14 protein-coding genes are annotated in these 13,337 nt (G+C 57.4%); 7 read left to right on the forward strand and 7 right to left on the reverse strand.

The window, feature by feature from the left end:
• Positions 1-13 precede the first annotated feature (13 nt).
• Genes puuE through GSP01_RS02340 form a run of 4 tightly spaced genes read left to right on the forward strand, consistent with a single transcriptional unit; the run spans position 14 to position 3,176 of the window.
• Positions 14-913, forward strand: a complete 900-nt coding sequence (gene puuE / locus GSP01_RS02325; RefSeq protein ID WP_141350290.1) for an allantoinase PuuE — start codon at positions 14-16, stop codon at positions 911-913.
• Positions 910-1,434, forward strand: coding sequence for a 2-oxo-4-hydroxy-4-carboxy-5-ureidoimidazoline decarboxylase (gene uraD, locus GSP01_RS02330; protein ID WP_141350293.1), 525 nt, complete (start codon positions 910-912; stop codon positions 1,432-1,434). Before puuE ends, uraD begins: the two co-directional genes overlap by 4 nt.
• Positions 1,431-1,763: a hydroxyisourate hydrolase gene (uraH, locus tag GSP01_RS02335; protein ID WP_086649290.1), complete on the forward strand. Its 333-nt coding sequence runs from the start codon at positions 1,431-1,433 to the stop codon at positions 1,761-1,763. Before uraD ends, uraH begins: the two co-directional genes overlap by 4 nt.
• A 9-nt stretch (positions 1,764-1,772) precedes the next feature.
• Entirely contained in the window at positions 1,773-3,176 is a 1,404-nt protein-coding gene (locus GSP01_RS02340; RefSeq protein WP_141350295.1) for a nucleobase:cation symporter-2 family protein, read from the forward strand.
• A gap of 121 nt (positions 3,177-3,297) precedes the next feature.
• On the opposite strand, the gene GSP01_RS02345 is transcribed toward GSP01_RS02340, so the two are convergent.
• Complete coding sequence (locus tag GSP01_RS02345) at positions 3,298-4,278, reverse strand: DUF3034 family protein (RefSeq protein ID WP_141350297.1); 981 nt, start codon at positions 4,276-4,278, stop codon at positions 3,298-3,300.
• 190 nt (positions 4,279-4,468) lie between these two features.
• Entirely contained in the window at positions 4,469-5,785 is a 1,317-nt protein-coding gene (gene guaD / locus GSP01_RS02350) for a guanine deaminase (RefSeq protein WP_167495458.1), read from the reverse strand.
• Between the two features lie 157 nt (positions 5,786-5,942).
• Here guaD and GSP01_RS02355 point away from each other — a divergent pair, with 157 nt between their 5' ends.
• Positions 5,943-7,301, forward strand: a complete 1,359-nt coding sequence (locus GSP01_RS02355) for an autotransporter strand-loop-strand O-heptosyltransferase (protein ID WP_373320030.1) — start codon at positions 5,943-5,945, stop codon at positions 7,299-7,301.
• Here GSP01_RS02355 and GSP01_RS02360 read toward each other — a convergent pair.
• On the reverse strand, positions 7,237-7,533 hold the full coding sequence (locus GSP01_RS02360; protein ID WP_141350300.1) for a hypothetical protein: 297 nt from the start codon (positions 7,531-7,533) through the stop codon (positions 7,237-7,239). The two genes, GSP01_RS02355 and GSP01_RS02360, sit on opposite strands and share 65 nt — an antisense overlap.
• A 468-nt stretch (positions 7,534-8,001) precedes the next feature.
• On the opposite strand from GSP01_RS02360, the gene trhO reads away from it, so the two are divergent.
• Positions 8,002-8,943 carry an oxygen-dependent tRNA uridine(34) hydroxylase TrhO gene (gene trhO, locus GSP01_RS02365; RefSeq protein ID WP_141350302.1) on the forward strand — a complete coding sequence of 314 codons (942 nt, stop codon included), beginning with the start codon at positions 8,002-8,004 and terminating at the stop codon, positions 8,941-8,943.
• A gap of 218 nt (positions 8,944-9,161) precedes the next feature.
• On the opposite strand, the gene GSP01_RS02370 is transcribed toward trhO, so the two are convergent.
• The 4 genes from GSP01_RS02370 to GSP01_RS02385 all read right to left on the reverse strand — a co-directional run bounded on the left by GSP01_RS02370 (position 9,162) and on the right by GSP01_RS02385 (position 12,402).
• A complete protein-coding gene (locus GSP01_RS02370; protein WP_141350304.1) occupies positions 9,162-10,319 on the reverse strand; it encodes a glycosyltransferase family 4 protein in 1,158 nt (385 codons plus the stop codon).
• Entirely contained in the window at positions 10,319-10,909 is a 591-nt protein-coding gene (locus GSP01_RS02375) for a sterol desaturase family protein (protein ID WP_202257783.1), read from the reverse strand. The genes GSP01_RS02370 and GSP01_RS02375 overlap by 1 nt, the downstream gene beginning before the upstream one ends.
• A 230-nt stretch (positions 10,910-11,139) precedes the next feature.
• Positions 11,140-11,517: a hypothetical protein gene (locus GSP01_RS02380; RefSeq protein ID WP_141350307.1), complete on the reverse strand. Its 378-nt coding sequence runs from the start codon at positions 11,515-11,517 to the stop codon at positions 11,140-11,142.
• A gap of 57 nt (positions 11,518-11,574) precedes the next feature.
• Positions 11,575-12,402 (reverse strand): PadR family transcriptional regulator, encoded by an 828-nt coding sequence (locus GSP01_RS02385; RefSeq protein ID WP_174787522.1) that lies wholly within the window; start codon positions 12,400-12,402, stop codon positions 11,575-11,577.
• 125 nt (positions 12,403-12,527) lie between these two features.
• Between GSP01_RS02385 and GSP01_RS02390 the strand changes: the two genes are divergently transcribed.
• Complete coding sequence (locus GSP01_RS02390) at positions 12,528-13,298, forward strand: TVP38/TMEM64 family protein (RefSeq protein ID WP_255320849.1); 771 nt, start codon at positions 12,528-12,530, stop codon at positions 13,296-13,298.
• The last annotated feature ends 39 nt before the right edge of the window (positions 13,299-13,337 follow it).

The raw sequence follows: 13,337 nt of genomic DNA on the forward strand, positions 1-13,337 counted from the left end.
AAGGGAAACGCCCATGACGCAGGACAGCTACCCGCGGGACATGATCGGCTATGGCCGTACGCCGCCGGATCCGAAATGGCCGAATGGCGCGCGCATCGCCGTGCAGTTCGTCATCAATTACGAGGAAGGGGCGGAAAATTCGGTTCTGCATGGGGATGCGGGATCGGAAGCATTCCTGTCCGAAATGGTGGGCACGAAATCCATCATTGGCGCGCGCTGTGCGCAGATGGAGAGCCTGTACGAATATGGCAGCCGGGCCGGGTTCTGGCGGCTGCGGCGTCTGTTCGATGACGCCGGGATGCCGGTGACGGTGTTTGGTGTGGCGAAGGCGCTGGCCCGTAATCCGGATGCGGTGGCAGCCATGAAGGAGAGCGGCTGGGAGATTGCGTCCCACGGGCTGCGCTGGATTGATTATCAGGATTTCCCCGAGGACGTGGAGCGGGCGCATATCCGCGAGGCGATTGCGCTGCATACCGAAGTGACGGGGGAGCGGCCGCTGGGCTGGTATCAGGGGCGTACGAGCCCGAACACGGCGCGTCTGGTCGCGGAGGAAGGCGGGTTTGTTTATGACGCCGATTCCTATGCGGATGACCTGCCGTATTATGACCACACCCATGGCCGGGCGCAACTGATCGTGCCCTATACGCTGGATGCGAACGACATGAAGTTTGCCGCGCTGAACGGGTTTACGGAAGGCGAGCAGTTCTTCACCTATCTGCGTGATGCGTTTGACATGCTGTATCGCGAAGGCGGCCGGATGATGTCGATCGGGCTGCATTGCCGTCTGGCGGGCAAGCCGGCGCGGGCGCTGGGGCTGATGAAATTTCTGGAGCATATCCGCAAGCATGAGGATGTGTGGGTGACGACGCGGCTGGATATCGCGCGGCACTGGCAGTCTGTGCATCCGGCATGAAGATTTCTGACGTCAATGCACTGTCGGCCGAGGCGTTTGTTGCCCGGTTCGGTGGGCTTTACGAACATTCGCCCTGGGTGGCGGAAGGGGCGCTGAAGGCACGGCCTTTTGCGGATGTGGATGCGATGCTGTCTGTGTTTGCACAGGGTGTGCGCTCTGCGGGGGCGGAGGCACAGCTTGCATTGGTGCGAGCGCATCCGGAACTGGGGCATCGAGCCGGGATTGATCCGGATCTGACGGAACATTCCGCCTCGGAACAGGCTTCGGCCGGACTGGATCGTCTGACGCCTGCGGAATATGAGCGGTTCCGGAGGCTGAATGACGCATATCGCGCGCGGTTTTCCATGCCGTTCGTGATCTGCGTGCGCAAGGTCGCTGCACCCGGAAAAGCTGCGAAAACCGTGATTATGGATGAAATGGAGCGCCGTCTGGCTGGCACTCCCGAACAGGAACTGACCGAGGCGCTGACGCAGATTGATGCGATTGCGGGGCTTCGTCTGAAAGATCTGGTGACGGCATGAGTTCTCTGTCCACGCATGTTCTCGATACGGTGTCTGGCAAGCCTGCCGCGGGTGTGAGCCTGCGTCTGTTGCAGGGGGATCGGGTTCTGTTTGAAGGCCAGACCAATGCGGACGGGCGTTGCCCGGAACTGCGGGATGTTGCAGTTTCGAAAGGGACGTATTGTCTGGAATTCCGGATTGGCGATTACTTCCGCAAAGGGGGGCAGGTTCTGTCTGATCCGCCGTTTCTGGATGTGGTGCCGATCGTGTTCGGGCTGGCGGCGGAGGCCCATGCGCATGTGCCGCTGCTGGCGGCGCCGTTCGGATATTCCACCTATCGCGGAAGCTGAGGGCTTTTCATGACTGCCGAGAACGCCGCGATGACCGGTCTGCATCCCGTTGACGAGAAACTGCCGGTCTGGCGGCTTGGGGCCTATGGGTTGCAGCATGTGCTGGCGTTTTATTCGGCGGCGGTCATTGTCCCGATCCTTGTGGCGGGGGCGCTGCATCTGCCGCGCGAGACGCTGATCCATCTGATTGATGCGGATCTGTTCACCTGTGGGATTGCTTCGCTGCTTCAGGCGGTGGGGTTCGGTCCGGTCGGAGTTCGGTTGCCGCTGTTGCAGGGCGTGACGTTCACTGCCGTGGGGCCGATGATTGCCATTGGCTCTGCTGTGGGCGGCGGAACGCCGGGGTTGTTGTCCATTTACGGGTCGGTCATCGTGGCGGGGTTTGTGACGTTGCTGATGGCGCGGCATTTCGCCGGACTGGTGCGGTTTTTCCCACCGGTCGTGACGGGGTCCATCATTCTCATTATCGGTCTGGCGCTGTTGCCGGTGGCGGCGAATGATATTGTCTCGGGGGCCAGCCCGTCCGTGATGCAGGACCATGTTCCGTTGCGGAGCATCTGGTACGGGCTGGGGACACTGGCGTCCATTCTGGTGATCCAGCGGCTGTTTCGCGGGTTTATTGCCACGATTGCCGTGCTGATCGGACTTGTGCTGGGAACGCTGGTGGCGTGGGTTCTGGGGGATGCGAATTTCGGGGAGGTGTCGTCCGCGCCGCTCCTGTCCATCACGCATCCGTTCTATTTCGGGATGCCGACGTTTCATCCGGTTTCGATCCTGTCGATGGTGATCGTCATGACGATTTCCATGATCGAGACGATCGGGAACGTCTATGCGACCGGCGAAATAGTGGACAAGCCGATCACGTCCGAAGACATCGCCCGCACGCTTCGGGCCGATGGGATCGCGACCATGCTCGGTGGTGTACTTAACTCGTTTCCCTATACGTGCTTTGCCGAAAATGTCGGTCTGGTGCGGATGACGGCTGTGAAGAGCCGCTGGGTTGTGGCGGCTGCCGCGGTCATCATGATGATGTTGGGCTGTCTGCCGCGTCTGGGTGCGCTGGTGGCTGCGGTGCCGCTACCGGTTCTGGGTGGGGCGGCGCTGGCGATGTTCGCAACTGTGGCCGTGGTCGGTGTGCAGACGCTCTCGCGGGTGGATTTCAACCGGCAGAGTAACGTGATTATCGTGGGGACCAGCATCGGGCTGAGTATGCTGGCGACGGCGCAACCGCATATTTCCGATACGTTTCCGATGTGGGCAAAGATTGTCTTTGGAAGCGGGATTACGCTTGGATCGCTGTCGGCGATTTCGCTGCATCTGATTTTTAATGTGAAGCGGACAATTCATGAGGCGGCTCATGCGATGGATGTGCCGCGTGAGTCGTTGATTGATGAGCGTATCCGCGAAGGGTAAGACTCAGGGCTCCGCCCTGAAACCCGCCAAAGGCCGGGGGGCTTTGGAAACCGATTCATCATAAGAAAGGGTGCAGGGATCGAGATCCCTGCCGGGTCCGGGCAGAGCCCGGATTGTCACGTCAGAATCCCGTTTGGGCGGAAAAATAGAAACCCGTCTGATTTTTATACGTCGCAATCGTTCCCAGCGACACATAGGCTAGTGTGACGTTCAGGTGTTTGTTGATGAAATAGCTGGTGTAGACGTCGAACCAGTTGCTTTCGTCGGTGAAGCGCTGGTTGCGCGGTTTGGTGCGGTATTCGACGCCGACGACCAGACCGGGAATGAAAGACGGCAGATAGCCGAGTGAGCCTTCGAACTGGGCGTGATAGTTGTTGTCCTTGTCGCCGCCGAAACCGAGAATGCCCCACTGGTTGCCTTTGGTGAAGCGGACGGTGGTGTCGATCAGAATGCCGATTTTCGGAAACAGCTTGGTCACGGCGAGATAGGCATCTCCACCATCCGTATGCATTGAGCCGACTTCGTGAATGACTTTGCCGTCACTGTCATGCTTGTACATGCCTCCGATGGCGACCTGTGGGATCAGGGTGTTGTCCGCGACATGACCGAAGAGGCGGACCTTTGCACCTGCGACGTCGAGATCGAACTGGTAGCCATTGCCGATACCGAGTTTTGCTCCGGTGCCGCGGGTCTGGAAGAAGTTGTGGGTGTATGAAATTTCGACGCGGTCAAAGAAGCCCATTGAGGCGCCGACATTCTGGTCCCAGTAGTTGGTGAGGTTCACGTAGCTGTAGTGCAGGGCCATGCCGGCGCTCTTGTTGGAACCATAGCCGCTGATTGTGGCCCAGCTTGCGATGCCGCCGCCGCTTGCACCTTCGAGCGAAGAAAGGCCGCTGGTTCCAAGCGCGCGCTGTCCGTCAAAGAGGGTGCGGAACATGGACCGTCCGCTGCTGTTTCCGTCGTTGCCCAGCGTGACCTGAGGGGGGGTGTTGGTGGTAGTGGCTTTGGCGTCCTGTCCCGTGATGAGGTAGCCGAGGGACAGGAGGGCTGTCATAGACGTCAGGATACGGAAGAACTGAGCAGCGGTGAGGAAACGGTGCATGATTCCTGCTTTTAAGTCGCGCGCCTGAAGAGGAGCTGGAGTATTTCCGCAGATGAAATACCTCTTGTTGTATTTACTTCTGCGAGACTGAAAAATAATTAAGACAACTCTAGAATTCAAAAATTTGTCCGTGTCAAAGAAAAACGGCACTCAGTGCCATTTTTTGAATTTGATGTGTGTTCCTTTGGCTTCAGACAGTGCTGCGTTTGTGCAGGAGTTCACCGGCGACATAGGTAGCGGCGATACTGCGATCGTCCCCAAGCATGGTCAGGGCGAAGAGGCGGTCGGCGAGGGTTTCGGCGGTTTGGGCGCGGATTCGTCCAAGTGGCGTGGCAGCCGGATCAAAAACGCACAGATCGGCATAGAGACCAGGCCTGATGCTGCCGATCCGGTTTTCGAGGCCAAGGGATTGCGCACCGCCGGCTGTGGCTAACCAGAGCCCCTGTGCGGGATGGAGTTTCGTCTGAAGTCCCTGCGCGACCTTGTAGGCGTCGGACAGGACCTGAAGCAGGGACAGGGTAGGCCCGGCGCCGATATCGCTTCCGATCCCGACATGGACGCGGCGTTCAGGATTGAGAGCTTTGAAGAGCGGGAATGACCCGCTGCCAAGGAACTGGTTTGAGCCAGGGCAGTGCGCGATGGAGCAACCTGTGTCGTGGCAGCGTTGGAAATCGGCTTCTTCGGCGTGGACGGCATGGGCGAGGATGGCGCGGGGGCGCAGGAGACCAGCCTTGTCGTACACGTCAAGATAGGAGCTTCGGTCGGGAAAAAGTTCGCGAACCCAGGCAATTTCCGAACGGTTTTCCAGCAGGTGGGTCTGCATGAACAGATCGGGTTTCGTGGCGAGAAGGGCGCCTGCGAGATCGAGCTGTTCAGGGGTGCTGGTGGGGGCGAAGCGGGGGGTGACGGCGTAAAGCTGGCGTCCGCGATTGTGCCACCGCGCGATGAGGTCTGCGGACTGGTCATAGCCGCTCTGGGCTGTGTCGCGCAGGTTTTCCGGGGCGTTGCGGTCCATCAGAACCTTGCCTGCGATCATGCAGGTATTGAGGCGCTCGGATTCCTCGAAGAAGGCGTCCACGGACTGGGGATGGACCGTGCAGTACACGGCGGCCGTCGTGGTGCCGACGCGCAGGAGTTCGTTCAGGAACTGCCGGGCAACAGTGCGGGCATAGGTGATGTCGGCGTAGCGGGCTTCGGCGGGAAAGACGTAGTTTTCCAGCCATTGCAGAAGCTGTTCGCCATAGGAGGCGATGACCGGGAGCTGTGGGTAATGGACATGGGTGTCTATCATGCCTGCGGAAATTAGCATGTCGGGGTAGTGGTCTACGGCGCCCCCGGCGGGGATGGTGTCGCGCAGCCTGTCCCAGGAGCCGGCTGCGGTGATGAGCCCGTTTTGGGTCAGGATCAGGCCATCGGGCTCATGGTGCAGGGCGTCCATGGGATCGGTGGTGAACGGATCGGCATGGAAGGTCAGGAAGGGGCCACGGATGGCTCGGATTTGGGTCATACGGGTATCTTACGCAGGGACTTCGGTGCGTGGAACGTGTTTGTGGAGCTGGGGTGCGCTGGCATTGGCAGTCGATGCGGGGCAGGTTTATAGTATTGACAGGAAGAACCGGCTCCTGGCGCGTTCTTCAGCATGAGCTCTGGAGTATCCGCAAATGATGCCAAATGATTCTGTTTCGCCGACTGTTGCACTGGATGTGACGGATTCCGGTACGGGCGGTGATGATGGTTCAGCGTCTCCGGCGTCTGGCAGCAGCGGAGGGTCTTATCTTGCCCCTCCGCGTGTCCCGGTTCTGGAGGGCGCGCGGGGTGTGCGGTTCGATTTCAATGATGGCGCGCGTGTCATGGTGCCCTCTCTGGAGCGCGATGGTGTGCCGTCGGGTTCGCAATGGCATGTGCGGCTTTCGGACCATTTAACCGGGAATGTGCTGTTCGATGCGCGCCTCAAGGGCGGCACGGTGGCGTCCACCAAGAAGTTTTTTGTACCGTTTCGAGTGGATGTCTGGCTGGAGCAGCCGGGCGAGACGCCGGAGCAGGTGCTGCATCATGATTTAGCGCTGTCGGGGCGGCCGGTTCTGGTGCAACTTCCGGTCGGAACGCTGGGGGATACGCTAGCCTGGCTTCCTGCGGTGCGACGTCTGGCACAGGAGAGCGGTGCGCAGGTGACGTGCTCGGTCTCCGAAGCGATTTTGCCGCTTGTGATGGGCGCTAATCCGGAATTGACGCTCGTTGGGCATGACCGCTTGAAGGCGGAGCCGGATTTCACGGCGCGGTTCTATGCGAGTTACAATATCGGGCTATTTTTCGCGGATAAGGAGTATACCCGCCAGCCGACGGATTTCCGTCATGTCGGGCTGCACCGAACAGCGGCTTACATCCTTGGCGTAGATCCCTGGAACGATGCACCACCGGGAATCACTATTCCCGATGGCGAGAGACCGCCCGTTGCGGAGCCGTATGTAGTCATCGCCACGCAGGCCAGTACGCAGTGCAAGTACTGGAATAATCCTGGTGGCTGGCATGAGGTGATCGCGTTTCTGAAAAAAGCGGGTTATCGCGTTATTTGTATTGATCAGAAACCGTATCATGGCACCGGTTACGTCTATAACCATATCCCGCACGGGGCCGAGGATCAGACTGGAAGCCGCCCGCTGGCCGAGCGCGCCCGCTGGCTGAAACATGCGAAATTCTTCATTGGGCTGTCGAGCGGGCTGGCCTGGCTGGCACACGCGGCGGGTACGCCGGTGGTGATGATTTCAGGGTTCACGCATCCGGACAACGAGTTCGCCACGCCTTACCGGGTCATCAACTGGCACACCTGTAATTCATGCTGGAATGACCCGGCGTTCCAGTTCGACCACAAGGACTTCTTGTGGTGCCCGCGCCACAAGGGCACGGACCGGCAGTTCGAGTGCTCGCGATTGATTACCGGGACGCAGGTCATTCATACCATCAGACGGTTGATGACGGATCGGGGGCTTGCGGGCGCGGAGCATGGCGCGCCCGTTTCTGTATAAGCAGGGCTTCAATCAGGGCGCAGACATAGATCACCAGACTGAGCTTCATCACGGGCAGGATGCGATGGCCGGGGGCATAGATCGTGGGGGAAAGGGGCCTGTCAGGTAAGGTCACGGTGAACGCGCCCAGAAGGAAAAATACGACATAGGCGTTCATCCAGGCTGTCGCGATCACTAGAAAGATGATGAACGAGCCGTTCCGTAGGATTGTTGTCTTAAAAGCGGCAGGCATGGGAAATTCTGTACAAGCTCTGTCCTGAAATGATGTTCAGGTGAATGGTCGCTCCTGGTATCATGCCAGCAGGCTTTTTTGGCGGCTCCGGTAAAGCCGGATCGGTTGTGAAAGGCATTAGCCTCTGTATGGAAGTTTCGTGCGGTATCGGGTCTTTCTTGATGCCGGTAGAGGATGGAGAATTCTTTTTCTCCGTCTTCTAGAGTGAGGATCAAAGTGGCCTTTTCGTCGGACCATGCACCTGAATGGAGTCTGGCGAAAACCGCAATGGTGTTTCATGGATTTGCAGAGCTGTTTCGGGCATTGGGGCTGTATGCTGTCCATCATGCCTTTCGGATATGGAAGAAAGGTTAGGGCCCTGCGATGAAGCGGGGCTGGCATGACGGCTTTGGCCCTGATATCTGCGGGGTTGTCTTTTTCATCCGATCGCGGCTGTGTCTGCGATCCCGGTAGCCGGATGCCTGCCCCATGTCCGATACTTTTGAACCGATCCGCATTGTCGCGCTGTATCATTTCACGCCGTTCGAAGCTCCGGCCGCATTGCGCGGGCCGTTGCTTGAGTTGTGTGAAAAGGAAGGGATCAAGGGAATCCTGCTTCTTGCGCGCGAGGGGATCAACGGGACAATTGCCGGGACGGATGAAGGCATGGAGCGCGTGATGGCATATATTCGTGCGCTGCCGGGCTGTGCGGATCTGGAGAGTAAGGACTCGCGGGCTCCGGAATTGCCATTTCGTCGCATGAAGGTGCGTCTGAAAAAGGAAATCGTTACGATGGGGGAGCCGGATATTGACCCGCGTCAGGGCGTGGGACGGTATGTGGCGCCAGAGGACTGGAACGCGCTGATTTCGGACCCGGATACGATCCTGATCGATACGCGCAATGATTATGAAGTGGCGATCGGGACGTTCAAAGGCGCGGAAGATCCCAAGACGAAATCATTCCGCGAATTCCCCGAATGGTTCCGCAAACGTCGGCAGGAACTCGAAGCGAAAGGCCGACTACCGAAGATTGCCATGTTCTGCACGGGCGGTATCCGCTGCGAAAAATCAACGTCCTTTGCACGGGCGGAGGGGGTGGATGAGGTCTATCACCTTAAGGGCGGTATCCTTAAATATCTGGAGACCATTCCGGAAGAGGAGAGCCTTTGGGAGGGTGAGTGCTTCGTGTTCGACCAGCGTGTGTCGGTAAAGCATGGGCTGGAGATCGGAACGCATGATGTCTGCCACGCCTGTCGTCGGCCGCTGAATGAAAAGGACAAGGCTTCGCTACTGTTTGTGCAGGGTGTGTCGTGCCCACATTGCCATAACGAGCGCACGGAAGAGCAGCGCCATCGCTATGCTGAACGTGAGCGTCAGGAAGCGCTGGCTCAGGCGCGGCGGACAGGGCATCTGGGTCTTCGACAGCAGTAAGCGGGAAGGACGCTTGTAAAACACTCTTGCTGAATATTCGCTATTGCCCTCATCTCTGCCGTTCAACCAACTGTCACGCTTTCTCGATAGCGGATATTACTGTCAACTTGTATCCACGAAAACTAATTTAAATATTGTGAAAAATATTACAGTATAGAGTTTATTAATGGAAAAATTTTCTATGTGGAAATATTTCTGAAAATTTTTAAGATAATAATTCAATTTCTTATGAAATTTCTGTAAAAATTTCCGACTTTCCGAGCATAGGATGGAAACTGAAAAGCCTTTGCCCGCACAAGTCCAGCTTGAATTAAGGACTGGTATAGAAGATCGTTTGTGCCAATTCTATGTATGGCTTCACTTATTTCTTTCACATCCAAGGGAGAGACCAGAAGTGCGGCCTGCTGGGCAATTTCTTCTGTGGCATGTCCAAAGCTGGTTATGACTGGAGTGCCCAGGAGCATAGCCTCAATGATCGGCAATCCGAAACCTTCTGCCAAAGAGGGGTAAATAACTGCACGGGCTTCCTGAATCGCTCTGATAAGGGCGCTTCGGGAACACCATGGGATTAGATGGACCAGTTCGGGTCTCGGGTGAGTGTGAAGAGCCGCGAGTTCAACCTTGGCTCCGAAGCCTTGATTGCCAATGAGCGTTAAAGGGCGGCTGGTTTTGGAGAGTCCGTGAGCAGTAATGATTCTCTCAATATTTTTGCGTTTCTCGATGGATCCAAAATATAAGAAACCATTACTGGGGCAGGGGGGCGAAGTATATCTGGCTTCCTGGAGTTCCTCGTCCGAAAAACTGACTGTCTGAGGCAGGAGGGTGATTTTGTCTTCTGCGATTCCCAATTCGGAGATCAGGTCTGCCTGGACGGCCTTGGATACGGTCACGATGCCGTCTGCCTGTTCACAGCATTGGAGTAGAAGGCGCTGCATTTCCGCCTTGGAAAAATTGCCGTATTCAGGATGAAGAATAGGAATGATGTCATGGATCGTAACAACATTCCGGGTATTTTTCCACATTAGGGGGAGTGGGTAAGTCCAGTGCATGAGAGAGGGAGGTTCTGGACTCTCCAGATACGTCATTTTGTGCCACGTTCTGCTGCGGACAGTGGCGGTACGGTAAAGGTCGTGGACCTGATAATGTATTCCGTTCCTTTGAACCAGCCGCTCTGAAAAGCTGGCTTTCAGTAGTCGCAATATCTGACGTGGCACAGAATGTGGGTTGAGATCCGGACGACCTCGTTGCAGGTCCAGAAGTCGGGAATGCTCAAGCCCCTCGGTTTCACAGGCTTTTTCTAACATCCGGGCATAGGTTGCTACGCCTGTTCCGCCTGAACGTCCCGTGCTGCGGGTGTCAAAGCAGATCCGCATCATTAGGACTGGCGGCGTTTTTCACTTTTGGTGCCGCAGATGCGGTCCCAAAAAATTGCTGTCACCGCGAAATTACGATCTGGCTTTGCATAGTGGTGCAGCATGTGGTGGCGGTGCAGACGGCGGAAAAACGGCCATTTTTTCATGGGGAACTGGTGGCAGGCGTAGTGGATGAAGTCATATCCGACATAACCCAACAGGAATCCCAGAAAGATCGCCTTTCCATTCTGATGGAAAAGCGAAACAGCTCCGAACCACAGAGCAGCTGCAATTGGAACCGTCACATTCAGGGGAAGCATATTGCGGAGGGGATCTGAGGGCAGGTCATGATGATTACCGTGGATGATAAAGATCAGATGCTGGCCAAAAGCAGATTTCAACTCCAGATGAAAAAGAAAGCGATGCCCCAGATATTCTATAACGCTCCACATCAGAAAACCCAGGGAAACCAATTCCAGAAAATGGCCAGCAGGCATAGGTAAAGTATTATAAATAACCAGGGCCAGTATAAGGGCCCAAAACGGCAGGAATATCTTCATTGGCATGAACGTCATCAGTTCCAGCCAACGGTTTTGGAAAAGCCTTACGGACATCTCGCTACCTGATCCCTTCTGCAATATGCCCGCAATCGCCTACTGCGCTTTAGATAAAAATCAATCTCCTTAATTCTAACGGCAGATCGTGCGTAAGTAAAATTGGAATAGAGCCTTCGCACCTTGATACAACGTGCTTTTCCTCTCATTTCGTTGCAGAAAAAATAGATCAGCAATCAGTTGCAAGATCGTGAAATCTAACTCCGAGTTCGGAAAGTTCTGGAAGAACGCTAGGATTTTTCCACCAGAGCCTTGCAACGCATCCAGGACATACGGTCGCGGAAGATGAACAGGACGTAGTAGTCCAGCTCGCGGCTACGGGTTTTTGTGGTGCGGGTATAGAAGGGATAGACATCAAACGGGCCCTGAAGCTCGGCGGGTACGGGTTCGAGCGCAAGGATGCAGTTCACTCGGAACAGGGGCATGTAGATTGCATCATCGCCAGGGTTGCGCCGCACATGCCACAGATTTCTCCGGAACTTCTTCAGCCGCTCAGGCAGGAGAAAGACCATCGACTTCTCGATGAATCCTTCTCCGAAATGCTCCGGCCGATAATACCGCATATCTTCGGGCATGTTGCAGAAATGGGGATGGTCCTGAACGATCATGGACCATCCTTTACGGCAATGTATCGGCCGCTGGGAGGGGGGGCGATGTCTCTGGCCTTATTCGGCCGGAGCGTTTTCCGAAGATGCCTCGTCGGACGCAGGAGCTGCGATCTCCGTGGCAGCACGGCGCAGGATTGCGACAATCCGCCGCAGCTCCTCTGCATCCGCGCCACGGCGGGACTTCAGGGCGGCCTTCAGCGCAAAGCGTGCGTCATGGAACTCCTGCCCCAGCGTCGGGTCGAGATCGTTGACGCCGGTGAAAGCATCGCGGACATCCGCCATGCGGGCGCCGATCCGGCTCATGATGTCGAGGATGCGGGCTGCCTCCTCTTTATTGGCCTTGTGATGCGCCTTTCCCTCATCCGTCAGACTGTAGAGTTTGCGGGTGCCTTCCTGGGTGACGGCGGCAAGACCGGTCTCTTCCAGATAGGTGAGGGACGGGTAGATCACGCCAGGGCTGGGCTTGTAGAACCCACCGGACCGTTCTTCGAGGCGACGGATCAGCTCATAGCCGTGGGCCGGGGCTTCGGCGAGCAGGGCCAGGATGACGAGCTGAAGCTCATCGGCCGTCAGCTTGCGACCGCGTGCGAAGCCTTCGCCCCCCAGATCGCCGCCAAAACCTTTGCCGAACCGGCCGCCGAAACGTCCACCGCCCGGGCCACCCATTCTGCCGCCGGGGCCACCACGGCCACCATGCCGACGGCCGGGACCGCCTTCACGGCGTCCTTCGCCCCGTTCGGCTCCGCGAGGGCGACCTTCACCGCGCTCTTCTCCTTCCGCAACAGGACGTCCCATGCCGAAAAAGCCGCGGCGATGGCCGCGATGTGATCGCTGTCCGGCATCCAGGCGTTCTGTGTTGAAGCGGTTAGTCTTGTGTGTGAACATAATATTCTCCTATTCGATATATCGAAAGATATAGTATCTTAAGATATATCTTCAAGAGGAAAATGCAGGGATATGATTTTTTTCCTAAAGCCATATCCCTGCGACAGGGACGCCAGCATGAACGCGTGTTTACGCTTCGGCCCATAGCCGCCGGGGCCTGCGGCTGGTATCGGGCAGGGATGGGTAGCCCGATTTCTCCTCCCCCCGCTCCGGAACTGCGTCGCACGCTGCGACAGATCGTTCCCTGGCGCGCCGCCCTAACGATCGGCGCGATGCTGGTTCTGGTGGCCGCACTCCAGCGACTGCCGTTCATCCATCATCTGCTGGAAAATGCGCCGCACTGGCGCGAGACGCCGGGCGCGCCACTGTGGTTCCTGCTGCTGGCCGTCCCCTATAGCGCCTGCGGACTACCGAGGCAGGCGCTTTGCGTGGCAGCGGGGCTGGCATTCGGATTATGGGGCGGGCTTGTCCTGTGTTCTCTGGCCTATATGCTGGGGGCGGTTCTGGCATATGGATGGGCACGGGGGCTGGCTCCGGCGGGCTTCCGGGAGCGGCTGCATGACAGGCTGGAAGCGGATTATGCGGCTCTTGCTCGCACGCTTCATGCAAGGCCTTTCCGAGCGGTTCTGACTCTTCGTCTGATGCCGGTGGGGTCTGCCCTGCTGGTCTCGACGGCGGCGGGGCTGTTCGAACTCCCGCTGCTGCCGTTCTCGGTCGCGACATTTCTGGGGGGGCTGCCGCAGACGTTGATCTTCGTTCTGGTTGGGTCCGGGACGCGGATCGGTCATGTTCTTCAGTTGGGACTTGCGGGAATCCTTTTCGTCGTGTCGGGTGTGCTGGGCGCTGTTCTGCTGCGTCAGCATGGCCAGACGCATGATCGGGCCGATGCCTCCTGACCAAGCCATCAGACCACCACTCCGAAACCTGAAGCAAAC

The sequence above is a fragment of the Gluconobacter sphaericus NBRC 12467 genome, from assembly GCF_006539125.1.
In the GTDB taxonomy this organism is placed as follows: domain Bacteria; phylum Pseudomonadota; class Alphaproteobacteria; order Acetobacterales; family Acetobacteraceae; genus Gluconobacter; species Gluconobacter sphaericus.